The 25,494-nt window shown below is 35.3% G+C and carries 28 protein-coding genes; 20 read left to right on the top strand and 8 right to left on the bottom strand.

The genetic code is table 11. From position 1 onward, the window contains the following. The first annotated feature begins 501 nt into the window (after positions 1 to 501). The 6 genes from ACX9TM_RS18355 (at position 502) to ACX9TM_RS18330 (ending at position 7,572) form a co-directional block, all read left to right on the top strand. Entirely contained in the window at positions 502 to 1,629 is a 1,128-nt protein-coding gene (locus ACX9TM_RS18355; protein WP_063220560.1) for an alkene reductase, read from the top strand. A 67-nt stretch (positions 1,630 to 1,696) separates the two neighbouring features. Beyond that, positions 1,697 to 3,271 carry an FMN-binding glutamate synthase family protein gene (locus tag ACX9TM_RS18350; RefSeq protein ID WP_000005167.1) on the top strand — a complete coding sequence of 525 codons (1,575 nt, stop codon included), beginning with the start codon at positions 1,697 to 1,699 and terminating at the stop codon, positions 3,269 to 3,271. A 111-nt stretch (positions 3,272 to 3,382) separates the two neighbouring features. Then, complete coding sequence (locus ACX9TM_RS18345) at positions 3,383 to 3,871, top strand: CcdC family protein (RefSeq protein WP_001183921.1); 489 nt, start codon at positions 3,383 to 3,385, stop codon at positions 3,869 to 3,871. A 298-nt stretch (positions 3,872 to 4,169) separates the two neighbouring features. Next, positions 4,170 to 5,648 carry a sodium/proline symporter PutP gene (gene putP, locus ACX9TM_RS18340; protein ID WP_063220559.1) on the top strand — a complete coding sequence of 493 codons (1,479 nt, stop codon included), beginning with the start codon at positions 4,170 to 4,172 and terminating at the stop codon, positions 5,646 to 5,648. Positions 5,649 to 6,000: 352 nt separating this feature from the next. Beyond that, entirely contained in the window at positions 6,001 to 6,939 is a 939-nt protein-coding gene (locus tag ACX9TM_RS18335; RefSeq protein ID WP_000412739.1) for a ring-cleaving dioxygenase, read from the top strand. A gap of 24 nt (positions 6,940 to 6,963) precedes the next feature. Further along, entirely contained in the window at positions 6,964 to 7,572 is a 609-nt protein-coding gene (locus ACX9TM_RS18330; RefSeq protein WP_000975454.1) for an alpha/beta hydrolase, read from the top strand. A 43-nt stretch (positions 7,573 to 7,615) separates the two neighbouring features. Here ACX9TM_RS18330 and ACX9TM_RS18325 read toward each other — a convergent pair whose 3' ends face one another. After that, positions 7,616 to 9,148 carry a BA3702 family sensor histidine kinase gene (locus ACX9TM_RS18325; RefSeq protein ID WP_000087662.1) on the bottom strand — a complete coding sequence of 511 codons (1,533 nt, stop codon included), beginning with the start codon at positions 9,146 to 9,148 and terminating at the stop codon, positions 7,616 to 7,618. A gap of 236 nt (positions 9,149 to 9,384) precedes the next feature. Here ACX9TM_RS18325 and ACX9TM_RS18320 point away from each other — a divergent pair, with 236 nt between their 5' ends. Continuing rightward, the gene (locus ACX9TM_RS18320) at positions 9,385 to 9,756 is read left to right on the top strand and encodes a VOC family protein (protein WP_000800772.1); all 372 of its coding nucleotides are present in this window, start codon (positions 9,385 to 9,387) and stop codon (positions 9,754 to 9,756) included. 19 nt (positions 9,757 to 9,775) lie between these two features. On the opposite strand, the gene ACX9TM_RS18315 is transcribed toward ACX9TM_RS18320, so the two are convergent. Continuing rightward, positions 9,776 to 10,585, bottom strand: a complete 810-nt coding sequence (locus ACX9TM_RS18315; RefSeq protein WP_000251344.1) for a YitT family protein — start codon at positions 10,583 to 10,585, stop codon at positions 9,776 to 9,778. Between the two features lie 126 nt (positions 10,586 to 10,711). Here ACX9TM_RS18315 and ACX9TM_RS18310 point away from each other — a divergent pair, with 126 nt between their 5' ends. From ACX9TM_RS18310 to ACX9TM_RS18300, 3 genes are read left to right on the top strand one after another with little or no spacing between them, the layout of a single operon-like run. Continuing rightward, entirely contained in the window at positions 10,712 to 11,533 is an 822-nt protein-coding gene (locus ACX9TM_RS18310; protein ID WP_069461620.1) for a protein phosphatase 2C domain-containing protein, read from the top strand. A gap of 15 nt (positions 11,534 to 11,548) precedes the next feature. Beyond that, positions 11,549 to 12,001: a peptidoglycan recognition protein family protein gene (locus tag ACX9TM_RS18305; protein WP_000404002.1), complete on the top strand. Its 453-nt coding sequence runs from the start codon at positions 11,549 to 11,551 to the stop codon at positions 11,999 to 12,001. Between the two features lie 19 nt (positions 12,002 to 12,020). Continuing rightward, entirely contained in the window at positions 12,021 to 12,269 is a 249-nt protein-coding gene (locus ACX9TM_RS18300; RefSeq protein WP_000981066.1) for a DUF2164 domain-containing protein, read from the top strand. Positions 12,270 to 12,292: 23 nt separating this feature from the next. On the opposite strand, the gene ACX9TM_RS18295 is transcribed toward ACX9TM_RS18300, so the two are convergent. Then, positions 12,293 to 12,505: a CsbD family protein gene (locus ACX9TM_RS18295; protein WP_000160410.1), complete on the bottom strand. Its 213-nt coding sequence runs from the start codon at positions 12,503 to 12,505 to the stop codon at positions 12,293 to 12,295. 171 nt (positions 12,506 to 12,676) lie between these two features. Next, positions 12,677 to 13,486, bottom strand: coding sequence for a GNAT family N-acetyltransferase (locus tag ACX9TM_RS18290; RefSeq protein WP_000214341.1), 810 nt, complete (start codon positions 13,484 to 13,486; stop codon positions 12,677 to 12,679). 152 nt (positions 13,487 to 13,638) lie between these two features. Here ACX9TM_RS18290 and ACX9TM_RS18285 point away from each other — a divergent pair, with 152 nt between their 5' ends. From ACX9TM_RS18285 to ACX9TM_RS18260, 6 genes are all read left to right on the top strand, one after another. Next, complete coding sequence (locus ACX9TM_RS18285; RefSeq protein ID WP_033693195.1) at positions 13,639 to 13,842, top strand: hypothetical protein; 204 nt, start codon at positions 13,639 to 13,641, stop codon at positions 13,840 to 13,842. Positions 13,843 to 14,285: 443 nt separating this feature from the next. Next, complete coding sequence (locus tag ACX9TM_RS18280; protein ID WP_063220557.1) at positions 14,286 to 15,074, top strand: helix-turn-helix domain-containing protein; 789 nt, start codon at positions 14,286 to 14,288, stop codon at positions 15,072 to 15,074. A gap of 168 nt (positions 15,075 to 15,242) precedes the next feature. Then, entirely contained in the window at positions 15,243 to 16,856 is a 1,614-nt protein-coding gene (locus ACX9TM_RS18275; RefSeq protein WP_048655775.1) for a long-chain fatty acid--CoA ligase, read from the top strand. A 123-nt stretch (positions 16,857 to 16,979) separates the two neighbouring features. Further along, positions 16,980 to 17,555, top strand: a complete 576-nt coding sequence (locus ACX9TM_RS18270) for a biotin transporter BioY (RefSeq protein WP_001093334.1) — start codon at positions 16,980 to 16,982, stop codon at positions 17,553 to 17,555. Positions 17,556 to 17,621: 66 nt separating this feature from the next. Further along, a complete protein-coding gene (locus ACX9TM_RS18265; protein WP_063220556.1) occupies positions 17,622 to 19,085 on the top strand; it encodes an acyl-CoA synthetase in 1,464 nt (487 codons plus the stop codon). Further along, positions 19,078 to 20,169, top strand: a complete 1,092-nt coding sequence (locus ACX9TM_RS18260) for an acetyl-CoA C-acyltransferase (protein WP_063220555.1) — start codon at positions 19,078 to 19,080, stop codon at positions 20,167 to 20,169. Before ACX9TM_RS18265 ends, ACX9TM_RS18260 begins: the two co-directional genes overlap by 8 nt. An 8-nt stretch (positions 20,170 to 20,177) precedes the next feature. Here ACX9TM_RS18260 and ACX9TM_RS18255 read toward each other — a convergent pair whose 3' ends face one another. Further along, positions 20,178 to 20,759, bottom strand: a complete 582-nt coding sequence (locus tag ACX9TM_RS18255) for a DUF6434 domain-containing protein (RefSeq protein WP_063220554.1) — start codon at positions 20,757 to 20,759, stop codon at positions 20,178 to 20,180. A gap of 104 nt (positions 20,760 to 20,863) precedes the next feature. On the opposite strand from ACX9TM_RS18255, the gene ACX9TM_RS18250 reads away from it, so the two are divergent. After that, complete coding sequence (locus tag ACX9TM_RS18250) at positions 20,864 to 21,307, top strand: NUDIX hydrolase (protein WP_000432568.1); 444 nt, start codon at positions 20,864 to 20,866, stop codon at positions 21,305 to 21,307. Positions 21,308 to 21,350: 43 nt separating this feature from the next. Here ACX9TM_RS18250 and ACX9TM_RS18245 read toward each other — a convergent pair whose 3' ends face one another. Continuing rightward, the gene (locus ACX9TM_RS18245) at positions 21,351 to 22,553 is read right to left on the bottom strand and encodes an alanyl-tRNA editing protein (RefSeq protein WP_148663867.1); all 1,203 of its coding nucleotides are present in this window, start codon (positions 22,551 to 22,553) and stop codon (positions 21,351 to 21,353) included. A gap of 137 nt (positions 22,554 to 22,690) precedes the next feature. Between ACX9TM_RS18245 and ACX9TM_RS18240 the strand changes: the two genes are divergently transcribed. Next, positions 22,691 to 23,098 carry a hypothetical protein gene (locus ACX9TM_RS18240; RefSeq protein ID WP_000965149.1) on the top strand — a complete coding sequence of 136 codons (408 nt, stop codon included), beginning with the start codon at positions 22,691 to 22,693 and terminating at the stop codon, positions 23,096 to 23,098. A 67-nt stretch (positions 23,099 to 23,165) separates the two neighbouring features. After that, complete coding sequence (locus ACX9TM_RS18235) at positions 23,166 to 24,404, top strand: MDR family MFS transporter (protein WP_063220552.1); 1,239 nt, start codon at positions 23,166 to 23,168, stop codon at positions 24,402 to 24,404. 48 nt (positions 24,405 to 24,452) lie between these two features. On the opposite strand, the gene ACX9TM_RS18230 is transcribed toward ACX9TM_RS18235, so the two are convergent. Together ACX9TM_RS18230 and ACX9TM_RS18225 are read right to left on the bottom strand one after the other, a co-directional pair. Then, positions 24,453 to 24,833, bottom strand: coding sequence for an Hsp20/alpha crystallin family protein (locus tag ACX9TM_RS18230; protein ID WP_000516747.1), 381 nt, complete (start codon positions 24,831 to 24,833; stop codon positions 24,453 to 24,455). A 124-nt stretch (positions 24,834 to 24,957) separates the two neighbouring features. Then, entirely contained in the window at positions 24,958 to 25,080 is a 123-nt protein-coding gene (locus tag ACX9TM_RS18225) for a small acid-soluble spore protein P (RefSeq protein ID WP_000517649.1), read from the bottom strand. 121 nt (positions 25,081 to 25,201) lie between these two features. Between ACX9TM_RS18225 and ACX9TM_RS18220 the strand changes: the two genes are divergently transcribed. Further along, positions 25,202 to 25,465, top strand: a complete 264-nt coding sequence (locus tag ACX9TM_RS18220) for a hypothetical protein (protein WP_001146294.1) — start codon at positions 25,202 to 25,204, stop codon at positions 25,463 to 25,465. The last annotated feature ends 29 nt before the right edge of the window (positions 25,466 to 25,494 follow it).

Below are 25,494 nucleotides of genomic sequence, written 5' to 3'. Positions count from 1 at the left end.
AGAAAATTTATCATTTCAAAGACATTCAACTCTTTCAAACCACTTTTAGAGCATTACCTCTATTGTTATTACTACAATCAAATCCATTTTTATTTTTTAATTTCATTTATGAATGTTCGAAGTTTAATTGAATACTTCGATAAAATAGTTACTTGATTTTTGCAATCCTGATTCACACTGGCACGGACGAGGAGCCGTAAGGATGAAAGAGAGGTAGGGCTTTCATTGTTTTAGGTATATAAGTTATTATTTTTAGAAGAATACTGAACCATTTTCACTTCTATTGATAAGGTGCTTTTTTATTAAAGAGATAAACGAATTGACAGCCATATATGGTCAACAAAAAAGGTTTCCTCCTAAGGAAACCTTTTTAATATTATTTATAGCGTTTTGTTTTTTTTTGAATATTCGAATTTTTTATTTTAAAGTCGTAAAAATTGACGTTACTATCTAAAAGTAAGTATGATGCGATTATAGTAAGATTTTTTAGGGGGAAGAAAAATGACAAGTTCAAGTAATAAAGCAGCGAGTATTTATGAAGGAACAAATGTAAATGCTGGGGGATTTTTTGGAAACGTTGAAGAAACAAAGTTGTTTGATCCAATTCAAGTTGGAGCTTGGTCTCTTCGTAATCGTATAGCGATGGCACCGATGACAAGATGCTTTGCAGATAATGAGACTGGAGTAGTTGGTGCGGATGTAGTGGAGTACTACAGAAAACGTGCTGCGGATGGAATTGGACTAATTATTACAGAAGGAATTGTCATTAGTCCGAGAGCAAAAGGAAACCCAGGAGTACCAGGTATTTATACACAAGAACAAATCGATTCTTGGAAACCTGTTACAGAGGCAGTACATAAAGAAGGCGGGACGATTATTGCTCAAATATGGCATGTTGGGCGTATGAGTCATCATGAAATAATTGGTGGTCAAATGCCACAAGCGCCGTCGGCTATCGCTGCAGAGGGAAATGTTCCACGCTTTCGTAAACCGTTTGATATGCCAGAAGCAATGACGTTAGAAGAAATACAAGAAGTGATCGATCAATACGCACAAGCTGCGAAAAATGCGATCGAAGCTGGATTTGATGGAGTAGAAATTCACGGTGCACACGGATATTTAATCGATCAATTTACGTATGAGTTTGCGAATAAGCGAACAGATAAATATGGCGGTGATTTAAAACAAAGGTTAACGTTTATGAAAGAAGTAACGGCAGCTGTAATAGAAGCTGTTGGAGCTAATAAAACACTTCTTCGTTTCTCTGCTTTCAAAGGTGATAATCCTACTTATATGTGGGAAAACCCTGAGTTTGCAATTGAAACGTTCATAAATATGTTTAAAGAGGTTGGATTAACGATGATCCATCCTTCAACGATGAATTATACCCAAGAGATTGCTGACGGAAAGAATTTTCATCAACTAGTAAGAAAATATTGGGATGGTACGATTGTTGGGGTTGGTAATTTAAATCCGAAAGAGGCCGAAGAAGCGTTGCAAGAAGGAACGATTGATGTAGCGGCATTCGGAAGACCGTTAATTGCTAATCCAGACTTTGTTCATCGAATTAAACACGCTGAAAGTTTAGTTGAATATGACGCGAAAGAGCATCTTGTTACGTTAGTATGAATAAAGATAAAAGGAGAACACATCTAGTGTTCTCTTTTTATTATGGAATTTCATAGGGGGAAGCGGGATGAGTGAAACGCTACTCGTTATTATTAGTATATTACTATTTTTAATGTTGCTTTTAATCGTCTTTTTTATCATTACATTTTTTATAAAAAAACGAACACATCATTCTATTTTAAAATTACATCCGTACTTAGGAAGAATGCGCTACTTACTGGAAAAGATAGGGCCTGAATTTCGACAATATTGGTTTGATCATGATACGGATGGAAAGCCTTTCTCACGTTATGATTTTCAAAGTGTTATGTTTTTAGCGAAATATCGCTCTGAAATACTTGGTTTTGGATCAAAACGAGATTTTGAAGCTTCTGGATATTATATTGCTAATACATTATTTCCGATATTAACGGAGGAATTAAGTGTGAATCTCACGCAAGAGCGAGAAGGTAAAAAGTACGTGATTCATAAAGAAGGGTTATTTTCAAGAAGAGAAAAATTGACAGCGGATACAACGAATCTTTGGCTGTACGAAGAAGATGATGCAATTATAGTCGGTGAGAACCGTAAATATCCGTGGAAGCTACATGGCATGTTTGGTGCATCTGCGACTTCTTATGGTGCGATTGGAGAAAATTATATTTTAGCGAGTGGTCTTGGAGCAAAAATGGCAGGCGGGTCGTGGATTAATACGGGTGAAGGTGGCGTTATTCCAGAACATTTACATACAGGAGCGAATATCGTTGCGCAAATTGGTCCAGGGTTATTTGGATACCGTGATGAAGACGGTAATTTTTCAATGGGAAAATTCATGGAGAAAGTGAAAGAAAGTAATATTAGAGCATTCGAATTGAAATTTGGGCAAGGTGCTAAAATACGTGGTGGTCATTTAGAGGGGCAAAAAGTAAATGAGAAAATTGCGTTTGTTCGCAACGTCCGAAAGGGAGAGACGATTAATTCACCGAATCGATTTTCATTTTTAAAGAATGCAGCGGATACACTTTATTTTATTCAACAGTTGCAAGAAAGCGGCGGTAAACCAGTTGGAATGAAAATTGTAATTGGTCAGCAGAAGCCTTTGGAAGATTTAATAAAAACAATGAAAGAACTAAACATTTATCCAGATTTTATTACAATAGACGGTTCAGAAGGCGGGTCAGGGGCAACGTATAAATCGATGGCAGATTGTATGGGACTGCCGCTTATTCCAGCATTACTTACATTTATTGATACAGCAAACCATTATGGTGTTCGTAACAAGTTTAAAGTATTTGCATCGGGTAAATTAATCACACCAGATAAAGTAGCGATTGCTTTAGCGATTGGGGCGGATGCTGTAAGTTCAGCCCGCGGATTTATGATGGCAAGCGGCTGTATTATGGCCCTTCAATGTAATTCTGGCCAATGTCCATCTGGTGTAGCCACGACGAATCCGCATTATCAAAAAGCGTTAGATCCGTATGAGAAGAAGTGGCGAGTCATGAATTATATTATTAGTATGAGATATAGTTTATTTTCATTAGCGGCAGCGGCGGGAGTGAAGAGCCCGCGCCATTTAACTAGAGAGCATATTGTGTTTAAAGACGAGGTGGGGAGAGTAGTTCCTCTTTCGGAATTGTTTCCTATAGTAAATCAAACCTAAAAGTATATTTGATATGTAAGATTTTTTTAAGGAATAATCATATTTTTGGAAAAATTAGGAGTATAATAGGGAAGTATTTTTAAAAATGACTATTTTTAGGGAGAGATTCACTTGCAACAAGGTTCTTACAGTATTACAATTTTTTTACTCGTCATAGGGCTCGTTATATTTAGACGCATGCGCTCTATGAATCGACCAATTAATAATAAAGGAAGACGACTACTATTGCCATTATTTTTCTTATTACCAGGTTTTTCTTTATACGCAGCACCGATACAACTTGCTGGTTGGCAAATTTGTATAGCTGCTGGGATCGGACTGCTATTGTCAATTCCACTTATTATTTTAAGTGGGTATGAAGTCAGAGAAGATGGTCAAATTTATGCAAAAAAAAGTATCGCTTTTATTGCTACATTTTTAGTTATCGTTCTTTTACGTGCTTATTTTAGAAGACATTTACAAGGTCTAGATCCAAAGTCAATCGGCATTCTTTTCTACACTCTTGCGGTTTGTTATATAGTACCTTGGCGTATTGGATGTTATATGAAATTTCGTAAAGTATATGTAGAGAAAGAGAAAATTGAGACGTCAATAAGCTAAAAGTCATACATTTGTATGGCTTTTTTCTTTTAAAATTTATCGGGTAAACGAATGAAAATAAGGTGTGAAAAAACACCGTTTAATTTTCTGAATATTATTACTTTAATTCCTTAAAAAATCATTGTAATCCACTGGGATAAAGGCGTTTATAAAGGTTTTCACATGTAATAAAAAGTGCTCGTTCACTTGAAAGAACAAAAAATGTTTGTTAAGGTAGGGAACCATAAGCGAAAACAAGAAAATAGAAAAAGTCATTTTTCGAAATTTTGAATGGCTTATGGACTAAGGGAGAGATTTGGTGAAGATTGAAATTATGGTATCGCTTGCTATTTATATGGCAGGTATGTTGTATATCGGATATTGGTCTTATAAGAAGACATCCGATTTATCAGATTATATGTTAGGCGGGAGGGGACTCGGTCCAGCAGTTACAGCTTTATCAGCTGGTGCTTCTGACATGAGTGGTTGGATGCTAATGGGATTACCTGGTGCGATGTATGCAACAGGATTATCAAGTGTATGGATTGCGATAGGTTTATTAATAGGTGCGTATGCAAACTATTTAATCATTGCCCCGCGTTTACGAACGTATACAGAAGTGGCAAATGATTCAATTACGATTCCAGACTTTTTAGAGAATCGGTTTAAAGATCGTACGAAAATACTTCGTTTTGTCTCCGCTATCGTCATTTTAGTATTTTTCACATTTTATGCGTCGGCTGGTTTAGTTTCAGGTGGACGTTTGTTTGAAAATTCTTTTAACCTTGATTATAAAATTGGTTTATTTGTAACAGTGGGTGTCGTTGTTGCGTATACACTATTCGGTGGCTTTCTAGCCGTAAGTTGGACGGACTTTGTGCAAGGTTGTATTATGTTTATTGCGCTTGTATTAGTGCCAATTGTTGCTTTTACGGATGTCGGTGGTGTAACAGAAACATTTAATACGATTAAGCAAGTCGATGCATCGCATTTGGATATGTTTAAAGGGACTACAGTATTAGGGATTATTTCCTTTTTAGCATGGGGCCTTGGATATTTTGGTCAACCACATATTATTGTCCGCTTTATGGCAATTACCTCTATTAAAGATTTAAAAACTTCTCGTAGAATCGGTATCGGTTGGATGACGATTTCAATTATAGGTGCAATGCTTACTGGTCTAATTGGTATCGCCTATTATGCTAAAAATAATGCGACATTACAAGACCCAGAAATGGTCTTTGTAACATTCTCAAATATTTTATTCCATCCGTATATTACAGGATTTTTATTATCAGCTATTTTGGCTTCGATTATGAGTAGTATTTCCTCACAATTACTTGTTATTTCAAGTGCAGTAACGGAAGATTTCTATAAAACATTTTTCCGTCGTAATGCAAGTGATAAAGAACTTGTATTTATCGGTAGGCTGTCAGTATTAGTTGTAGCGATGATTGCAGTTGTTTTAGCGTATCATCCGAGTGATACAATTTTAACGCTTGTTGGATATGCTTGGGCAGGATTTGGATCAGCATTTGGACCCGCTATTTTATTAAGTTTATATTGGAAGAGAACGAACAAATGGGGCGTTCTTGCTGGTATGATTGTCGGTGCAGTAGTTGTTATAGCATGGGTACAAATTCCAAGTTTAAAAGCAATTATGTATGAAATGGTACCTGGATTCTTCTGTAGTTTATTAACTGTTATCGTTGTAAGTTTATTAACGAAAGAACCCGTTAAGGCAGTTCATCGTGAATTTAATGAGATGGAAGCAGTACTGGAAGAAGAAACGAAATGATTTGAAAAGAGAGTAGACGGTGAATAACGTTTACTCTCTTTTCTTTTTAAATGAAATAAGTAACTTATTGACAAGGAAAAGTAAGTAACTTATAATAAGTATTGAGGTTGAGATAAATGACATTCTAAATCAAGTTTTATTATGATTTTAGAGTGAGTAAATGTTTTTTGGAAACTATCTTGAAATCGAGATAATCCCGATAAGTTAGACGCTAATGTGTAATTTTGTAATTAATATCTCGAATTCGAGATAAAATTATTATAACGGATTTTACTTTGTAGCATGGACAAAATGAATAATGAATTTAAATGTAAAAGAATTTTTATAATGAAATAAAAAAGGAGTGGAAGAAATGGAAAAGAAAACAATGGGAATCCATCACATTACAGCGATTGTAGGGCATCCACAAGAAAATGTAGACTTTTATGCTGGTGTATTAGGGTTACGTTTAGTGAAACAAACAGTGAATTTTGATGATCCAGGTACGTACCATCTTTATTTTGGAAATGAAGGAGGAAAGCCTGGAACAATTATTACGTTTTTCCCATGGGCAGGTGCTCGTCAAGGTATTATTGGGGACGGTCAAGTAGGAATTACGTCTTACGTTGTACCAAAAGGTACAATGGAGTTTTGGGAAAATAGATTAGAAAAATTCGATGTTTCGTATACAAAAATGACTCGTTTTGGAGAGCAGTATTTAGAATTTGATGATCCGCATGGTTTGCATATAGAATTAGTTGAAAGAGAAGCAGGCGAATTAAACAATTGGAGTTTTGGAGAAGTTACACCAGAAGTAGCAATTAAAGGGTTTGGAGGTGCTGTTCTTTTATCTGCACAGCCTCAAAAAACAGCTGAATTGTTAGAACATATTATGGGTCTTGAAAAAATTGGAGAAGAGGGCGAATTTGTTCGATTCCGTTCTTCTGCTGACATTGGAAATATTATTGATTTGAAATTATCAACAATCGGTCGTGGCCAAATGGGCGTTGGCACAGTTCATCATATTGCCTGGAGAGCGAGTGATGATGCTGATCAGCTAGACTGGAAAGAGTATGTGTCGCGTTTTGGATATCACGTAACTCCTGTACAAGATCGAAATTATTTTAACGCGATTTATTTTAGAGAACATGGTGAAATCTTATTTGAAATTGCAACAGATCCTCCTGGTTTCGCTCATGATGAATCGTTAGAGACGATGGGTGAGGAATTAAAGTTACCGGAACAATATGAACAACATAGAAAACAGATTGAACAAACGCTTTTACCATTTGAAGTGAGAAATTTAGATTAAAGTGATTGGAGGGGGAACAGGATTATGATGAAACATGTTTTTCAAAAAGGAAAAGATACGTCAAAACCAGTGTTGTTATTACTTCATGGCACAGGTGGTAATGAATTAGATTTACTACCACTTGCAGAAATAATTGATCCGGAAGCGTCGGTATTAAGCGTTAGGGGAAATGTGTTAGAGAATGGGATGCCGCGTTTCTTCCGCCGATTAGCAGAGGGCATTTTTGATGAAGAGGATTTAATTTTCCGTACGAAGGAATTAAATGAATTTTTAGATGAAGCGGCTAAAGAATATAAATTCGATAGAAATAACATTGTAGCTATCGGTTATTCGAATGGGGCAAATATCGCAGCAAGCTTATTATTCCATTACGAAAATGCATTGAAAGGTGCTGTGCTTCATCACCCAATGGTACCAAGAAGAGGAATTCAATTAGCAAATTTAGCAGGGAAATCTGTGTTTATTGCTGCTGGGACAAATGACCCAATTTGTTCATCAGCAGAGTCAGAGGAATTGAAGGTACTATTAGAAAATGCAAATGCGAATGTAACAATGCATTGGGAAAATCGAGGGCATCAATTAACGATGGGTGAAGTAGAAAAAGCAAAAGAGTGGTATGACAAAGCATTTTAAAAAAGAAGCATCTGCTAACGATTAGCAGATGCTTCTTTTTTATTTAAGACTGGATTGCAAGATGAGATGAAGAAAGTGGTAGCTCAATATCAACAATCGTACCTTTATTTAATTCGCTTGAAATGTGTAATCTACCATGATGTTCTTCAATTATTTTGTAACACATCATTAATCCTAGTCCTGTGCCTTTTTCTTTTAAACTATAAAAAGGTTCGCCTAGACGGGAGATACGATCTTCAGGAATGCCGCAACCTTCATCGATAATTCGTATTAAGATGAAATTATCCTCTAATGGTTTTGTTTGGATGAAAATATTTCCGCCATTTGGCATTGCTTCTATCGCATTTTTTAATATGTTTATAAAAACTTGTTTTAATTGGTTACCGTCACATTGAATATCATATACGTAATCAAAATGATCCATGATGATATGAACGCTATGCATAATTGCAGTCGGTAAAATAAATGTAACTACCTCTTCAATTAAAGTTTGTATGTTACAAGTTTGGATAGATAATACTTGTGGCTTAGACATCGCCATAAATTGACTCGTGATGGATTCCATTTGTGAAATCTCACTTAACATAACATCGATATACCATTTCTGCTCCTCACTTATTTCAGGGAGGAGCAACGTTAGAAAACCTTTTAGAGAAGTGAGTGGATTTCGAATTTCATGGGCAATTCCAGCTGTCAGTTGTCCGACTACTGCGAGCTTCTCTGATTTTCGTAGTAACTTTTCAGTTTCTTTTAGCTCAGTAACATCTCTCCCCATCACGATAAGACCTTTGCGAGAACCATCAGGATGATAAAGCGGAACTTTTGATATACTTAAGATTAGATCGAAATCATCTCTATGTATAATAAATTCCTCGCCATGAAGAATTTGTCTTTGTTGCCATGCTAGTTCATCGATTTCTTCACAATGTAAAAAAGCTTCTCGGTATGCTTCATTATATTGAATGAGTTCGCTATCTTTTTTCCCGTGGTAAGGTACATGATGGAAATTGAAGCAAGAAAGTGCGTAATCATTTGCCTCAAGCCAGCGCCCTTCATGATCTTTAAAAATAACAAACGCAGGCATGGAGTTTACTAATGTACGTAATCTCTTCTCACTTTCTTTTAGCATATTCTCAATTCTTTCTGATTTTTCAAGCGGCTTCATAATAGCATATACGCCAGTAAGACGATTTTGAACAAAAATAGGAACTAGTTTTGTCACAACATCTAATAAGAATCCATTTTTATGATAAATAGATAAGATATACTCTTGTTGATTATCCGCTTCAGTATTCTTTATATTTTGTAATACTTGCTCAGAAATATGGGCTTCTAAAATAGAGGTAATATTTTTCTGTTCTAATTCTAAAGAAGTGTAACCTAATATTCTTTCGGCAGAAGGATTTATATGTAGAATAACTCCTTCTAAATTTAATGAAATAATACTATCAGGATTGTGTTCGAACAGAGATGCGTACATTTCTGTTAATGAACGATCTTGTATATGGTTTCGCAAACGTCTAGAAATGTTCGGATGACGTTTGTTTTGAGTTGGTGAATATTTTTTACGACTCATAATAGTTCCTCCGTACAAATAGCATCTAAAAAGATTTGTCTATTCATAACTATAATATAGATGTAATGTGTATTTCTATAAAAAATGGAAGTTATAGAATAAATTTTGTTTTTTTTATTTTTTGCAAGGTGAATGCAGGATGGTAATAAGGGGAGCTTATATTGTTTTATAAACCTTTTGTAAGTTACAGACGGTTGTTTTCCGTATAACATTAGGGTAGAGGAGGGGGAGAGAAAATGAAAAATTATATTCAAGGGATTGATCACGTGCAAGTAGCTGCACCTGTAGGGTGTGAAGAAGAGGCGCGTGATTTTTATGGGAATACGATTGGTATGGAAGAAATTCCAAAGCCAGAAGAGTTGAAAAAACGAGGTGGATGTTGGTTTAAATGCGGAAATCAAGAAATCCATATTGGTGTCGAGCGGAACTTTACACCAGCTAAAAAGGCTCATCCAGCTTTTTATGTGAATGAAATTAATGAATTTAAGCAAACACTTATAGAGCAAGGTGTTAAAGTGATTGATGATTATGCACGGCCAGATGTAATTCGATTTTACGTGTCAGATCCATTTGGAAACCGAATTGAATTTATGCAAAATAAAGACTAGGTGGATTCCCACCTAGTCTTTAACTTCTTCTGAAAAGTCCTAACACTTCTACAGTTTCTGTAATATTAACGAATGCATTCGGGTCGATTTCAGAAATTGTTAGTTTCATACTTGCTAATTCTTCACGAGAAACGACGGTCATAAGTACACGCTTTTTCTCGCTTGAATAAGCACCTTCGCCATCAAGTAACGTTATTCCACGTACAACAGTTGAAAGAAGTTGTTTTTTCATTTTTTCTGCTTCATTTGTTACAATCATAAGTGTAACTTTACGATGTTTTGTATGAACAGCATCAATTACTTTACCAGTTACATAAATTGAAAGTAAGCTTGTAAGTGCAACATCCCAGGTGAAGAAGAATCCTGCGATTATTACAACGACTGCATTTAAAATAATAAGGAATCCGCCAAGTTTAATGTCTCGCTTGCGGGATAAAAGCATACCGATAATATCAAATCCACCAGTGGATCCATTACAGTTAAAAACAAGACCAATACCAGCTCCGGCGATTACACCTCCGAAGATAGAAGATAACAATGGATCTGTTGCTACGACTTTTACTGGAACGTAGTATAATGCAACAGATAATACAACTACAGAGACAACTGTGTTAAAAATTACTTTTTTCCCAAGACCTATGTACCCTAAAATAAGGATAGGTAAGTTTAATACAAAGTTAATAATGCCTGTGTTTACAGGGGTTACAATCCCTAAAATAATAGCAATTCCGCCAATTCCACTACTTAAAATTTTGTGGGGGATAAGGAAAAGATTAAAGGCAACCGCAATAATAATAGAACCGATAATAACACCAAGGAATCTGACCATTTCTTTCCCGTCCTTCACTGAAAAATTCATATTATTTCAAGATTATATATGATATTGAAAGTTTTGGGTAAAAACAGTTTATTTAGGTAAATTAGATTAATCAAAAGAATTTGAGTATTTTATCATTTGAAAGGGGATACAGTTGTGAAGATAAAAACATATCAACAGAAAAGCCCGTTGAAGCAAGAATGTGAGGATTCTTATTTTTGTAATAAAGAAAAAAAGATTTATGGTGTATGTGACGGTGCAACACCACTTGTCCCGTTTCGTGATGAAAAGGGACATAATGGAGCATACATCGCTTCGCATTTATTTGCAAGTTATTTTACTGTATTACGAGAGAATCATAGTTTACAATTTGCAGTTGCCAAAGCAAATGAAGCATTGCAAAGCAAAATGTTAGAATATGAAGTAGACACGAGAAAAAAAGAGCATTTGTGGTGCACATGTATCGCGGCAGTCCAAATAGTTGGTGAGAAAATTGAATATGCGCAGCTTGGGGACTGTATGATTGTCGCAACTTTTCAAAATGGAACGATGCAAGTATTAACGAAAGACACAGTTGAAGGAATTAGTAAAAGAGCAAAAAAGAAGAGGGAAGAAGATCGTAAAAAAGGGTTATCTGTACCAGAAGAATATGTTTTTCAAGATGTTCGAGAACAGTTAAAATACAATCGTTATCTTGCAAATATGCCAAATGGTTATTCAGTTGCAAATGGAATGAAAGAAGCGATACATTATTTACAACATGGTGAATTACATACAGATGAAGTGAGTGGGATTTTTATTTGTTCAGACGGGTTATTTCACCCAGATTGGTCATTAGAACAAACTGTTGCATATATAAGAAAGAATAGTATAAACGAATATATAGCAATTATTGAAGAGCTAGAAGCGGAAAAGAGAATAAGGCCAGATGATAAAACGATTATTATGATTGATTTTTAAGAGGAGGCAGTTCAAATGGAAATTAAACGTGTCAATCTAACATTTCAAGATGAATTAGTTCCTTTAGAAAAAGTAAACAAACTGATTATTCACCATACAGCTGAAGATGGATGGGACGTGTATAAAACGCATGAATTTCATCAAACTGTAAGGGGGTGGAGCGGAATTGGTTACAACTATTTTATCGAAAAGGATGGAACTGTAGTGGAAGGGCGAGGTTTACATATTGGAGCGCACGCGAAAGACCATAACCGTCATACAATTGGAATATGTATGACGGGAAATTTCGATAAATATGATCCCACTCCCCCGCAAGTGAATGCATTATATTCTTTATGCAAAATGTTTATGAAGCAATTTGCTATAAAGAAAGAAAATATACTAGGTCATAGGGAGTTAGAAGGAGTTACAAAAAGCTGTCCTGGTAATCGTTTTTCTATGGTAGAGTTAAGGAAGATATTATCTTAAATATAGAGGAGTAACAACGATGATGAATATAAAAATACCAAATGATAAAAAAGAAGAGCTTGTAGCGCAAATTCAGCAATTTTTCATGGAAGAAGATCTAGATGAAATTGGGCGTTTCCAAGCAGAGCGTTTAATAGAAGAAATGATTAAATTAGTTGGACCATTTGCATACAATCAAGCAATTGGAGATGCAAGAAAGCTTGTAAGTGAGAAATTAACGAATATGGAAGAAGATTTATACGTGTTAGAGAAAAATGAAGGGAAATAAAAAAAGAGCCGATGGGCTCTTTTTTATTTTTCTTTCTTATGTTCCTTATATTCATGTACTTTTTCTTTCACATTACCAACTGTATCTTTAGCAGTGCCTTTCACCTTATCCCATTTTCCTTCAGCTTGTAATTTCTTATTGTCAGTTACTTTCCCAACAACTTCTTTTACTTCACCTTTTACCTTATCAATGGCACCTTCTACTTTTTCTTTTAAACCATGATCATGTTTAGTCATACATTTCTCCTCCTTGTAGTTTGATTAGAATTCTCTTTTCATATTGCAAGTTGAATGATGTATCTAGTAATAGCGTAACAAATCTAGTTTGAATATTCAAATGATTAATAGGATAGAAAAGGAATTGTCATAAAATGTTTAAAAATGTAACGGGAGGAGAAATAAAGTAAATTATAATATGTCTTTTGCGGTCCATATTGATTTTGTATAAGCGATTTTCATGTGAGCACGTTCCATGTTATTTTGACTGCCGCTACCGAACCTTGCTTGTCCAACTATTAAAGTACAATTGGATTCAATAGCTTTCTTAATTCGTTTTTGAATTAATGCAGTATGACAGCCTTTACGCTGAAATTCTGGCAAAGTAGCAGAAGCAGCTAATGATGCGACACCCTTATTTATATACAGGACACCAATACCAGCAGGGATATTTTGAACTTCAGCTATGAAAAAATGCCACCCTGGTTCATTGTAAAGAATTTCATTATTTTGGCGCACGCTATCTTTTGTAAAGGATGGCATATTAAATCCACGTACATAAATGTCTGCAAAAATATCAAACTCATTTTCTTTTAGTTTTCGTATTGTAATATTAGAAGGAAGAAGTGATGAACCCTCTCTCGGTATACTATACAAAGCAGTATGGAAGCTAGATTGATAAAACCCTTTTTGAGATAAGTATTGAAATAATTCAGTTGTACCTTGTGCTGGGGTAATTTCAAAACGACAAGGGATTTGTAGTGATTCATAATAAGAAATGATTGCATCAATCGCATCTGCATTTGTAATACCTTTTACCGTATTAAAAGCTGGACCAGCAATTATTTTTGATGAAAAGGCAGTGGCGCTACCGAATTTTTTCATTTGCACTTGCATTGGGTTTCCGCTTATTGTTTGTAGTCTCTCTAATCTAGAAGAGAGCATATCAATTTCTGCATTTTCAATTTCTGTTGCTATATCGAGTGTCATAACAGTAGTCATAAAATTCCTCCGTTAATAAATATATTTCATAGTACATATACGATTTTTGTTTTGAGATTCCTGTTGAAATGTGAGAGAATAAGAGGTTTTTTGGAAGGGAAATGGAAGTGAGCTGTCGAAGGGAGTGGAAACAGATTAAAGGTGGTGCTCTCATGAAACAAAAAACCGTGCAGACATGCTCTAATTGTGGTTCTCAAAACATAGGAGAAGGTGAGTTTGTCGGATATGCACAAATACGGAAAAAGGAAACGATGTTCACATCTTCACCGGTGGATGCTTATATTTGTACAGACTGCGGAAATATCCTTTCATTAAAAGTACGACATTATGAAAAGTTTAAGCAGAAGCCGTTATGATTATTGAGTAGTGGTTTTATTAGGGTAGTTAATAAGAGTAATATTTTACATATATATGAGTATGCCTCAGATAAAGAGATGAAAACATATACAGTACATAGTTCGTTATATGACACATAAAAATATATAGAAGAAATTGTGAGGTAGTAGGAGGAAGAAAAAACAGCTCCTCTTGGAATATTTCATATTTAAAACTCCTTTAAATGAATAAAGGAGTTTTTTGATTTTTTATAACAATAATTACCTTTAATTGTTATAATTGGTTATTAGGAGAGGGTGGTTTATTAACGCCATAATCATAGAAGAATAATAGCTAAATCGTATACAAAACCACTATATAACACAATCGCAACCGTAAGTTGACAAAGTGCAACCGCAGGAAGATAGAGGTAAGAGCAATGTTTACATACAATTTAGTTAAGAAAACGAAGGGGGACACACATATGGGATTTGGTGAGAAGCTTTTTAAATTAAGAAAAGAAAAGGGTCTTTCTCAAGAAGCATTAGCCGAGAAATTAAACACAACAAGGCAAGCGGTTAGTAAATGGGAAAACGGTCAAGGTTTTCCTGAAACTGAAAAGTTAATAATGATTGGAAATGTATTTGAAGTATCACTTGACTATTTATTAAAAGAAATTGCTGAGCAAAGTAACGAAAAGGAAAATGGTTATTATGTAAGTAAGGAAATGGCAGAAGGGTATATAGTGTATGGACAAAAAATTTCTAAATATATTGCATTAGGATTTAGCTTGCTTATTTTATCTACAATACCGTACTTATTATTTAAAGAAAATGCAACAATGTCTACGTTTCTTGTCATTATCATTGCAGTGCTTGGGATCGGAGCAATGATGGCACCTGTAACGATAGAAGAGAGTCGATACAATGTATTGAAAAAGGAAGAACTACTATTTGATCAAAACTTTCTAAAAGAATTGACCAACAGATATGCGATTATTAAGAAGAAGTATGCCGCAGTGGTGATTGTTGGATTTTGTTTTATTGCCGCAGGCGCAATACCGTTTTTGTTTGAGGAAAAGCATATCACTTCAGGAGAATTAGTGCAGTATTATCCGTACTGTGTTGTACTTATTGCTATCGGAGTTTATCTTTTTGTACGTGTGTTAGGAGTGTTAGAGACGTATCGGATTTTAGTAGAAAATAAGGAATACAGTAATCGTTTTATTTTTAAACTGAAAAAGAAAGTAAGGAAAAAGGTAGATAGTTTATAAAAAATAAAAAACATGTTTCGAATCAATGTATTCAAAACATGTTTTTTATCGTTCTGAATTATTTCCAAAGAAATAATTCAGAAAATACAGAAAAATGTCGTAATCATTTGTAGAAGTCTGCTATAATAAACGAAAAATGAAAACGTTTTAAAGGGGGACATAACCAATATGATGATGAATGTACCGCTAACAATTAGTTCTATGATGGAAAGAGCAGAGAAACTGTTTTCGAAGAAAGAAATTGTTTCACGGACACATGATACAGTTACAACGTTAACGTATAAGCAGTTAGGGGAAAGAACGAGAAGACTTTCCAGTGCGTTGAAAAAGCTTGGAATTAAAGAAGGTGAACGTGTAGGAACGTTAGCATGGAACCATCATCGGCATGTGGAAGCGTATTTTGCTATTCCTGGTATTGCTTCCGTTTTACACACAATTAATATTCGTTTATCTCCTCAACATATTTCATACATTATTCAGCATGCAGAAGATCGAATTTTACTTATTGATGAAGATCTCGTACCACTCGTTGAAAATATTCAATCACAATTATCAACTGTACAAGCTTACATTATTATGACTGATAAAGATGAACTCCCAAATACTACGCTGAAGCCTGTATATCATTATGAAAAGCTATTAGAAGAAGGCGATCCAACTTTCCAATTTGTAAAAGATATTGATGAAAATACACCTGCTGGTATGTGTTATACGTCAGCGACTACAGGAAATCCAAAAGGTGTTGTATATACGCATCGTAGTACTGTACTGCATTGCATGGCACTCGGTTTAGCGGATACAGCTGCTTTATCGGAAAGTGATGCTGCAATGGCGATTGTACCGATGTTCCATGTGAACGCTTGGGGACTTCCTTTCGCTGCTACTTGGTTTGGGTCAAAACAAGTTCTTCCAGGACCGATGTTTACGCCAAAAATTTTATTAGAAATGATCCAATCTGAAAAAGTGACGTTAGCTGCCGGTGTGCCGACAATTTGGCTTGGTGTATTACAAGAGTTAGAAAATAATAGTTACGATTTATCTAGTATGACGAGAATACTATGCGGTGGTGCAGCTGCACCGAAAAGTGTTATTAAAGCATTTGAACAAAAACACAATGTTCCGTTCATCCATGCATATGGTATGACCGAAACGAGCCCACTCGTAACACTTGCACGTTTAAAAAGTTATGAAACAGAATTATCGTATGAAGAGCAATTAGAAATTAGATCAAAGCAAGGGTATCTTGTACCTGGTGTAGAGATGAAAGTAGTCGGTACAAATGGTGAAGTGAAGTGGGACGGTACGGAGATGGGAGAACTATGTTTACGAGCGCCGTGGATCGCTGAAAGCTATTATAACGATGAGCGTACTGTCGAAGGTTTTCGTGATGGTTGGTTATATACAGGAGATGTTGTTACAGTTGACGAGGAAGGATGCGTGAAAATTGTTGACCGTACGAAAGATGTTATTAAAAGCGGAGGCGAGTGGATTTCCTCAGTTGACCTTGAAAATGCTTTAATGGCACATGATGCTATATTTGAAGCGGCTGTCGTTGCAGTTCCTCACCCTCAGTGGCAAGAGCGACCAATTGCCTGCGTTGTTCAAAAGAAAAATAGTACGGTTACAAAAGAAGAAATATATGAGTTTTTAAAACCACAGTTTGCGAAGTGGTGGTTGCCAGACGATATTGTCTTTATGGAAGAAATACCGAAAACATCTGTTGGGAAGTTTTTAAAACAGGCGCTTCGGAAAGAACTGGAGCATTTGCATAGAGAGAAATAAGTGAACTTCTATTTGTAAACTCTAATACATTAATGGTTGACAAAAGAGGAGTGGAAAGATAATATAATTTTTATGATATGTTACCTAAAATAAATTTTAAGTTTACAAATAGGAGAAGCAAATATGAATACAAAAAACTTAGTTTTTGTCGCTTTATTTAGTTCTATTATGGGAGTGTTAGGGTTAATACCTCCGATTGCTCTTTCTATTACACCAGTTCCAATTACATTGCAATCACTCGGTGTTATGCTTGCGGGTGGGTTGTTAGGATCACGTCTAGGTGCGTTAAGTCAGCTTATTTTCTTACTTATTGTAGGAGTTGGAGCACCATTGCTTGCTGGTGGACGCGGTGGCCTTGGTGTATTTGTTGGACCAAGTGCAGGATATTTACTTGGTTACATCATTGGGGCGTTTGTTATTGGTTATTTAATTGAGCGTTTACGTGAAGTTTCTATTATAAAAGTATTATGTATTAATATAATTGGTGGTATTTTCGTAGTTTATGTATTTGGTATTACTGTACAAGCGTTCTTAATGGATGTTTCTGTATGGGAGACAATGAAAGTGAGTGCTGTGTTTTTACCAGGGGATTGTATAAAAGCAATTATTGCGGCAGTTCTCGTAACAAAATTACATCGTTCATTGAAACATATTATTACGCCCGCTTTAAAGAATGGAAAATATACAAATGCGGGATGATAAAGGGAAGAAACACGTTAATTGCGTGTTTCTTTTTATTATTATTGTAAAGAAAGGACGTCTCATATGGGGATTACAAAAGAATATAAAAAGCATGCCTCTGTACAACCGAATAAAATAGCGATAAAGGAAAATGATAGAGTTTTAACATATAAAGAGTGGTTTGAATCAGTTTGTAAAGTAGCAAGCTGGTTAAATGAAAAAAAATCGAAGAATAAAACGATAGCAATCCTATTAGAAAATCGTATAGAGTTTTTACAACTATTTTCTGGTGCCGCTATGGCCGGGTGGGTTTGTGTTCCGTTAGATATAAAGTGGAAACAAGATGAGCTCAGAGAAAGAATTGAAATTAGTAATCCGGATATGATTGTGACAGAACGATATAAGGTGAATGATCTATTGGATGAAGAAGGAAGAGTAATTGAAATTGATGAGTGGAAAAGAATGATAGAGAAATATCTTCCTACATATTCCACTGTAGAAAGTGTACAACATGCTCCTTTTTATATGGGATTTACATCAGGATCAACAGGAACAGCAAAGGCATTTTTACGTGCACAACAATCGTGGGTTCATAGTTTTGATTGTAATGTACATGACTTTCATATGAAAAGGGAGGATTCAATTTTAATAGCTGGGACGCTCGTTCATTCTCTTTTCTTATACGGGGCAATAAGTGCATTATATGTAGGACAAACAGTGCACATTATGAGAAAGTTCATTCCGAATCAAGTATTAGATAAGTTAGAAACTGAAAATATATCGGTTATGTATACAGTTCCGACAATGCTTGAATCTTTATATAAAGAAAATAGAGTAATAGAAAATAAAGTGAAAATTATTTCGTCAGGAGCGAAATGGGAAGCTGAAGCGAAAGAAAAAATAAAGAATATATTTCCTTATGCGAAAAGATATGAATTTTATGGTGCATCAGAGTTAAGTTTTGTAACAGCACTAGTCGATGCAGAAAGCGAAAGAAGGCCAAATTCAGTAGGAAAACCTTGTCATAATGTGCAAGTTCGAATATGTAATGAAGCAGGCGAAGAAGTACAAAAAGGTGAAATAGGAACTGTTTATGTGAAAAGTGATCAGTTTTTTATGGGATACATAATAGATGGGGTTTTAACACGGGAGTTGAATGCAGAAGGTTGGATGACAGTGCGAGATGTAGGCTATGAAGATGAAGAAGGCTTTATATATATTGTTGGTAGAGAGAAGAATATGATTTTATTTGGAGGAGTCAATATTTATCCAGAAGAAATAGAAAGTGTATTACATGAACACCCAGCTGTCGATGAAATAGTTGTAATTGGTGTGAAAGATAGTTACTGGGGTGAAAAGCCCGTCGCGATTGTAAAAGGAAGTGCTACGAAACAACAATTAAAGAGTTTTTGCTTACAGAGATTATCCTCTTTTAAAATACCGAAAGAATGGCATTTTGTAGATGGAATACCTTATACAAATAGTGGGAAAATCGCTCGTATGGAAGCAAAAAGTATGATTGAAAACCGGGAGAAAATATATGAATAGAGCAGTTATTGTAGAGGCGAAAAGAACACCTATTGGTAAGAAGAATGGGATGTTAAAAGAGTATGAAGTTCAGCAATTAGCAACGCCGCTTCTTACGTTTTTAAGTAAAGGGATTGAGAGGGAAATAGATGATGTCATATTAGGTAATGTTGTTGGGCCAGGAGGGAATGTTGCGAGACTATCTGCTTTAGAGGCGGGACTTGGCTATCATATTCCTGGTGTAACGATTGATCGGCAATGTGGTGCTGGTTTAGAAGCAATTCGAACTGCGTGTCATCTCATTCAAGGCGGGGCAGGTAAGTGTTATATCGCCGGGGGAGTAGAGAGTACAAGTACGTCACCTTTTCAAAAAAGAGCACGATTTTCACCTGAAACAATTGGTGATCCTGACATGGGAGTAGCGGCTGAATATGTTGCGGAGCGTTATAATATAACGAGAGAAATGCAAGACGAGTATGCTTGTCTTAGTTATAAGCGGACACTGCAAGCGTTAGAAAAAGGATATATACATGATGAAATATTTTCTTTTAATGGATTATTAGATGAATCTATAAAGCCAGAAATGAATTATGAACGAATCATTAAAAGAACAAAGCCCGCATTTTTACAAAATGGAACAGTGACGGCAGGTAATTCATGTGGTGTAAATGATGGGGCATGTGCTGTTCTTGTAATGGAAGAGGGACAAGCTCGAAAGTTAGGTTATAAACCTGTCCTTCGTTTCGTTCGTAGTGCTGTAGTGGGAGTGGATCCCAAGCTTCCAGGGACTGGTCCGATATTTGCGGTGAACAAATTATTAAACGAAATGAATGTAAAAGTAGAGGACATCGATTATTTTGAAATAAATGAAGCATTCGCCTCAAAAGTTGTTGCTTGCGCAAAAGAGTTACAAATTCCGTACGAAAAAGTAAATGTAAATGGTGGAGCAATTGCGCTCGGTCATCCGTACGGTGCATCTGGTGCTATGCTTGTAACACGTTTGTTTTATCAGGCTCAAAGAGAGTCTATGAAATATGGAATTGCTACATTAGGAATTGGAGGCGGGATAGGGATGGCGCTATTATTTGAGAAAATAGAAGACTAGCGAGGTAACTAGTTTTCTACTTTTTGAGGAACATAAACATTACTACCAGGCTTCGCTTTCATTTCGTTCCAAGCAGCAATCGCATCAGCTTTTGCTTTCCCTTTATTATTTGGATCTTCGAAAAAGTCACGAGTAAAGCGATTGTATTCAAATTGTGCACCGATAGTTGTTTTGTATGTAGGGTCTTTTTTTCGTTCGTTTTCTTCATGCCAAAAAGCTATCGCGTCTTCATATGTTTTTCCAACATTCTCTTTGAAAAATTTTTGAAGAGCTACTGTAAAGCTGAAGTTTGTTCCGATTTTTTCTTTGAAAAAAGCACGAACATCTTCGCTACAGCGGTGATTGTTAGTAATAATCGTTTGAAGAGAAAGGTCTTTATAGGATAGGGAAGCTTTACTCACCTTTTGAACAGAGCTGTTTTTTAATATTTTACCAGTAGTTAAATAATGTGAGATACGCTCGGTTATTTCGATCTTAGAGCCACTAGCTGGCAACCCATTCTCACGACAAAATGTTTGGAGTTCTGCTTTTAGCCAATAATAGTTTTGGAAATCTTCAATTGATATAGACTTTGTTAAAGGTGGACGCATGAATGTAACAACTACTTTCTTCCATAATTTTCTTCAATTATAAAACATATGTTCTTTTTATGGAAGGGTTAATTTGTAAATATAATGGGAAGAGGAGATTGCATATGGAAAATGTAATGCAAGTTCGTGTTACAGGAATTTTAATTGAAGATGAAAAGGTATTGCTAGTAAAGCAAAAAGTGGCTAATCGAAATTGGTCTTTACCTGGAGGAAGAGCAGAGAATGGCGAAACGTTAGAGGAAGCAATGATTCGAGAAATGAGAGAAGAGACAGGGTTAGAAGTTAACATTCAGAAGCTACTCTATGTTTGTGATAAACCAGATGCTCGCCCGTCTTTATTACATATAACGTTTTTGCTTAAAAGGATTGAAGGTGAAATTATGCTACCTTCTAACGAGTTTGATCATAATCCAATTCATGATGTGCAAATGGTGCCGATTAAAGATTTAAGTCATTATGGTTTTTCGGAAACTTTTATCAATCTTATAAGTGAAGGTTTTGTAAATGCAGGGAGTTATCAAGGTTTGAAACAAAATATAGGTCTGTAAATATAGGGGAAGGATAGCCGTTCGCTATCCTTCATAACATGTTTTAAACTGCTGACTGTAAAGAAGAAACAAGCTGATTTAAAAATTCATCTCCGCTCATAATTGCTTTCCCGCCACCGCGAGCACTCTTCTTATTTCCGCCACCTTTTCCTTCGATTGTAGGAAGAGCGTCTTTTAAAAGAGCATTCATATCGAGTGATACTGATTTTCCGCAAGCGAGAATACATTGTAGTTTGTCATCATTTTCGATGACGAAATACGTAATTGCATGCTCTTGTTGTTCTGTAATAATAGCGGAAAGCTTTGCGATTTCTTGCATAGAACGATTTGTAAATACTTTAGAAATAAGTATGCCGGCATGTATTTCCGTAGGGTGTTGAAGTAGTTCATTTGCCTCTGCAAATAATAATTTTTCATTCATTGTTTGTATTGCTTTTTCGTTTTCTTTTTGAGAAGTAAGCAGTTGCGCCACTTTTGTTGGAATATCAGTTTCGCTACTGTTTAATTGTTTGGAAACATTCTTTATAATTTGTTGTTGCTGCCCTATTAATTTAAGTGTGCGCCAGCCAGCGATAAACGTTAGTCGTATGCCACCTTTATTGCGTTCCCATCCTAGTACTTGAATAGGACCTACTTCACCAGTACGTTTCGGGTGTGTTCCGCCACAGCCGTTATAATCAAAGTTTTCGATCATAACAACGCGTATATTTTCTGTCATAGTCGGTTCTTTACGAAGGGGCAACGTTTTCGCTTCTTCTAAGTTCATCCACTGGATGCGGATTGGATGGTTTTGAAAAACAATTTTGTTTGCAATTTGTATTGCTTTTTCAACCGTTTCTGCATGAAGATTTTCTGTTTCTAAATCAATTGTTACTGTTTCTTTACCAAGATGGAATCCAATTGTAGGCATGTTAAAATGGTCCCAAAAGGCAGCAGATAAAATGTGCTGAGCCGCATGTTGCTGCATATGATCAAAACGGCGCTCCCAATTGATTTTACCTTCTACGTCTTCTGTATGTAATTGTTCTGCAATGTAATGACGAATTTCTCCGTTTATCTCTTCTACATTGATTACATTGATATCATTTAATGTACCAGTATCATATGGTTGTCCGCCACCTGTCGGATAAAATGCTGTTTCATTCAAAACAACGTATAAGTTACCGTCTTTATCATAATCTTGCTTTATAATTTTAGTAGTAAAGTCTTGCTTATAAGCGTCAGTGTAATATAATTTGTGCTCCAATTTTCTTTCTCCTCTCGCATTAACTAGTTTCATTGTAAAGCAATTGAAATTAGTTTCCTAATATTTCAGAAGAAAGAAACTATTTTTAGAATTTTCTTGCTATAATAAGAAAAAGAAAATGCGGGGGTGGAATGAATATGTTATATGAAAACGGCGTAGATAAACTGCTTAGTTTAAGCAGAAATATTTCTGAATTATATCGAGAATTAAATGAAATGACCCGGATTTTAACGGATTGTAATCGAGAAAGTGTGAAGTTTGATCGGTTATATGTAAAAGAGTTACTTTGGAAGAAAGAAGATGTAATAGAGAAATATGACCAGCTACTTGTACAACTTTGTATTAACGAATGCTTTGATCTAAAAAGTGTCATTACAGGGGAATATAAGTATACATATGAAGAAGTAGAAAACATAGTTTTACAATTTAATGAAAAGTATAATGTCGCAATCTTAATTAAAGATGTGTGTAAAGAATTACAGTTCACATATGGAATTGATATGGACATAACGAGAACAACTCGGGTATCAACAGCTCAAGTATAGAAAAAGGAAAAGAAAGCAGATCCTTTGCTTTCTTTTTTTTGTGAAAATAGAGAGAGTAGGTTTAACGATGAAGGGGAAGTTACAGCATATTCATCCGCTTGGAATGAGTATTATTTTAGGGACATTGTTTGCTAGGTTTGCAACTTCAATGAGTATCCCTTTTTTAGCGATTTATTTAACGACTGTTAAAGGTGTATCAGCTGGAATGACTGGTGCTATTATCGGAACGAGTGCACTTGTTGGTGTTTTTGCTAGTTTTATCGGAGGGAATTTATCAGATCGATTTGGCCGGAAAAGGATTATGCTCTGGTCCATGATCGTTTGGATTTTTGTGTTTATAGGTTTTTCACTTGCGGATCATGTTTTAAGTTTCTTTTTATTAAACGCTTTAAATGGATTATGTAGGTCGTTTTTTGAGCCAACATCAAGAGCATTATTATCAGATTTAACAAAGCCTGAGTATCGGTTACTCGTCTATAACTTACGATACGGTGCAATAAATGTTGGAGTTGCTATTGGACCAATTGTTGGATTACAGATTGGAAGTGCAAAATCAACAATTCCTTTTTTAGTAGCAGCTGGGGTATATATTCTATATACAGCTATATTAGCGTTCCAATTTAAGAAGTATCCAATGGAAAAAAAGAAAGTGAGTACAGAAAAACCTGTTACAATGTTAAATGCAATGCGTATATTGCGAAAAGATATAGTATTTTTAGTTGCTTTAGTCGGTATTATTTTGAGTAATTGCGGTTTTTCACATTTAACGACGACAGTATCTCAATATTTTGCAAATGCACATATATTTGAGGATGGAGTGAAGCTATTCTCATATATGCTCGCTTTAAATGCAATTGTTGTAGTGATTATCCAATACCCTGTTATTCAAATGTGCAAAAAATACACACCATTAGCATCCATTATGGTTGGAACTTTATTTGTGAGCGGAGGATTGTTTGGATTTGGAGTAGTAGAATCTATGCTAGGTGCTGCCGTCTGTACAATTATTTTTACAATTGGAGAAGTCTTAATGTTTTCAATGACGGATGTATTTATTGATGATATTGCTGTTGCGCATCTAAAAGGAACATACTTCGGTGCGATGGGTTTCTCGGGAATTGGAGCAGTAATAGGTCCATGGTTTGGAGGAGTACTTCTCGATTACTACGGGTACCAAAATGGGTTTGCAATATTTTCAGCACTAGCTATATTTTCAACTGTGGCATTTCCTGTGCTTTTAGTTACAAAAGGTTTATCGAAAAAAAGATATGATAGAAATTCTAATATAGAAATGCATGCGAAATAACATAAGCCCCAGTAACCAACTGGGGCTTAGTGTGTATTATATTAACTCTTAATTTAAAAAAAGAACTTTCTTTTCATGCTTATCAGCAACTTCATTTTTGGAAATATGAATGGCTAAATATCCATTTTCTAAGCAGGCTAGCATCTTCTTATAAATAATATTATCGGGTAAAGGAATGATCCGCTGTAAAGAAATATTATTATGAAGTATGCAAATGGTTAGGCCTGTCTTCATCTTTTTAATGACTACATTTTGTTCAGTTACATTTGGTACATCTGTTTCCAAAATGTATTCTTGTTCCGTTTCGCAAAGGTCAATATGAATTTGATTTGGGAAACTAAAGTTACTACAAGAGTCAGAACAAAATTGATCCATCCATTCTTCGAAACCATCAACATGAAAAAGACAATCCTTCTTTTTCTTGCCCATGTAAGACACCCTCCGTAAAATCTCAATTCATACTATGTTATGCATGAATGAAGTAGGGGTGAAGAATAAATGGAAAAATATAAACATTGTATGTGGAAAAGATAGCTAGTGTGCACTTTTTGTTTTACATATCATGATGCGCATGATGTTTTTGGCGTGAATGGTTACGGTTTTTTACTTTATGAGATCCGCTTAATGGTTCAGGTTGTCCTTTTTTTTCTTTCGCTTCACGATTGTTTTTTCCCATTGTATGTGACACCTCCTCTTCCTCTTTAGAATGAGAGAAGTTTGCAAATTTATACGAGAATGTTTTTAGAAAAAAAGGTAAAGATAAATGGGACTAACTATTATGGAAAGGGGATTATATAATGCCATATCATAAAGATAAACAACAAGCGTTCCAAGCAGCTCAGCAAGGTGTTACACAAGCAGAAAATGCATTTAACAACATTGTAAAAAATGATCCAAACTACGGTCATGATTTAAAAGAATTACGCCAAGAGGTTCAGGAAGCGTATGAACAAATTCAAAATGCACTAGAAGTAGCTTCAGAAACACAACGCCCACAACTTGAGCAATACGAAAATAACCTTCAAAATATTATGCAGCATGTAGATCAATTAGAAAAGTAAATGAGGTTGTTGTGTATTCGACAACCTCA

Source organism: Bacillus sp. LH1, from assembly GCF_057924895.1.
This window is presented reverse-complemented; position numbering and strand designations above follow the sequence as displayed.

Excerpts from the sequence above, each read along its gene's own strand:
- ACX9TM_RS18230 (WP_000516747.1), bottom strand. The coding sequence starts at position 24,833 with ATGGGCAAGAAAAAGAAGGATTGTCTTTTTCATGTTGATGGTTTCGAA.
- ACX9TM_RS18295 (WP_000160410.1), bottom strand. The coding sequence starts at position 12,505 with ATGACTAAACATGATCATGGTTTAAAAGAAAAAGTAGAAGGTGCCATT.
- ACX9TM_RS18285 (WP_033693195.1), top strand. The coding sequence starts at position 13,639 with ATGAAACAAAAAACCGTGCAGACATGCTCTAATTGTGGTTCTCAAAAC.
- ACX9TM_RS18280 (WP_063220557.1), top strand. The coding sequence starts at position 14,286 with ATGGGATTTGGTGAGAAGCTTTTTAAATTAAGAAAAGAAAAGGGTCTT.
- ACX9TM_RS18355 (WP_063220560.1), top strand. The coding sequence starts at position 502 with ATGACAAGTTCAAGTAATAAAGCAGCGAGTATTTATGAAGGAACAAAT.
- ACX9TM_RS18315 (WP_000251344.1), bottom strand. The coding sequence starts at position 10,585 with ATGGTCAGATTCCTTGGTGTTATTATCGGTTCTATTATTATTGCGGTT.
- ACX9TM_RS18270 (WP_001093334.1), top strand. The coding sequence starts at position 16,980 with ATGAATACAAAAAACTTAGTTTTTGTCGCTTTATTTAGTTCTATTATG.
- ACX9TM_RS18220 (WP_001146294.1), top strand. The coding sequence starts at position 25,202 with ATGCCATATCATAAAGATAAACAACAAGCGTTCCAAGCAGCTCAGCAA.
- ACX9TM_RS18320 (WP_000800772.1), top strand. The coding sequence starts at position 9,385 with ATGAAAAATTATATTCAAGGGATTGATCACGTGCAAGTAGCTGCACCT.
- ACX9TM_RS18225 (WP_000517649.1), bottom strand. The coding sequence starts at position 25,080 with ATGGGAAAAAACAATCGTGAAGCGAAAGAAAAAAAAGGACAACCTGAA.
- ACX9TM_RS18265 (WP_063220556.1), top strand. The coding sequence starts at position 17,622 with ATGGGGATTACAAAAGAATATAAAAAGCATGCCTCTGTACAACCGAAT.
- ACX9TM_RS18275 (WP_048655775.1), top strand. The coding sequence starts at position 15,243 with ATGATGATGAATGTACCGCTAACAATTAGTTCTATGATGGAAAGAGCA.
- ACX9TM_RS18335 (WP_000412739.1), top strand. The coding sequence starts at position 6,001 with ATGGAAAAGAAAACAATGGGAATCCATCACATTACAGCGATTGTAGGG.
- ACX9TM_RS18240 (WP_000965149.1), top strand. The coding sequence starts at position 22,691 with ATGTTATATGAAAACGGCGTAGATAAACTGCTTAGTTTAAGCAGAAAT.
- ACX9TM_RS18305 (WP_000404002.1), top strand. The coding sequence starts at position 11,549 with ATGGAAATTAAACGTGTCAATCTAACATTTCAAGATGAATTAGTTCCT.
- ACX9TM_RS18330 (WP_000975454.1), top strand. The coding sequence starts at position 6,964 with ATGATGAAACATGTTTTTCAAAAAGGAAAAGATACGTCAAAACCAGTG.
- ACX9TM_RS18325 (WP_000087662.1), bottom strand. The coding sequence starts at position 9,148 with ATGAGTCGTAAAAAATATTCACCAACTCAAAACAAACGTCATCCGAAC.
- ACX9TM_RS18290 (WP_000214341.1), bottom strand. The coding sequence starts at position 13,486 with ATGACTACTGTTATGACACTCGATATAGCAACAGAAATTGAAAATGCA.
- ACX9TM_RS18250 (WP_000432568.1), top strand. The coding sequence starts at position 20,864 with ATGGAAAATGTAATGCAAGTTCGTGTTACAGGAATTTTAATTGAAGAT.
- ACX9TM_RS18235 (WP_063220552.1), top strand. The coding sequence starts at position 23,166 with ATGAAGGGGAAGTTACAGCATATTCATCCGCTTGGAATGAGTATTATT.
- ACX9TM_RS18255 (WP_063220554.1), bottom strand. The coding sequence starts at position 20,759 with ATGCGTCCACCTTTAACAAAGTCTATATCAATTGAAGATTTCCAAAAC.
- ACX9TM_RS18300 (WP_000981066.1), top strand. The coding sequence starts at position 12,021 with ATGATGAATATAAAAATACCAAATGATAAAAAAGAAGAGCTTGTAGCG.
- ACX9TM_RS18350 (WP_000005167.1), top strand. The coding sequence starts at position 1,697 with ATGAGTGAAACGCTACTCGTTATTATTAGTATATTACTATTTTTAATG.
- ACX9TM_RS18260 (WP_063220555.1), top strand. The coding sequence starts at position 19,078 with ATGAATAGAGCAGTTATTGTAGAGGCGAAAAGAACACCTATTGGTAAG.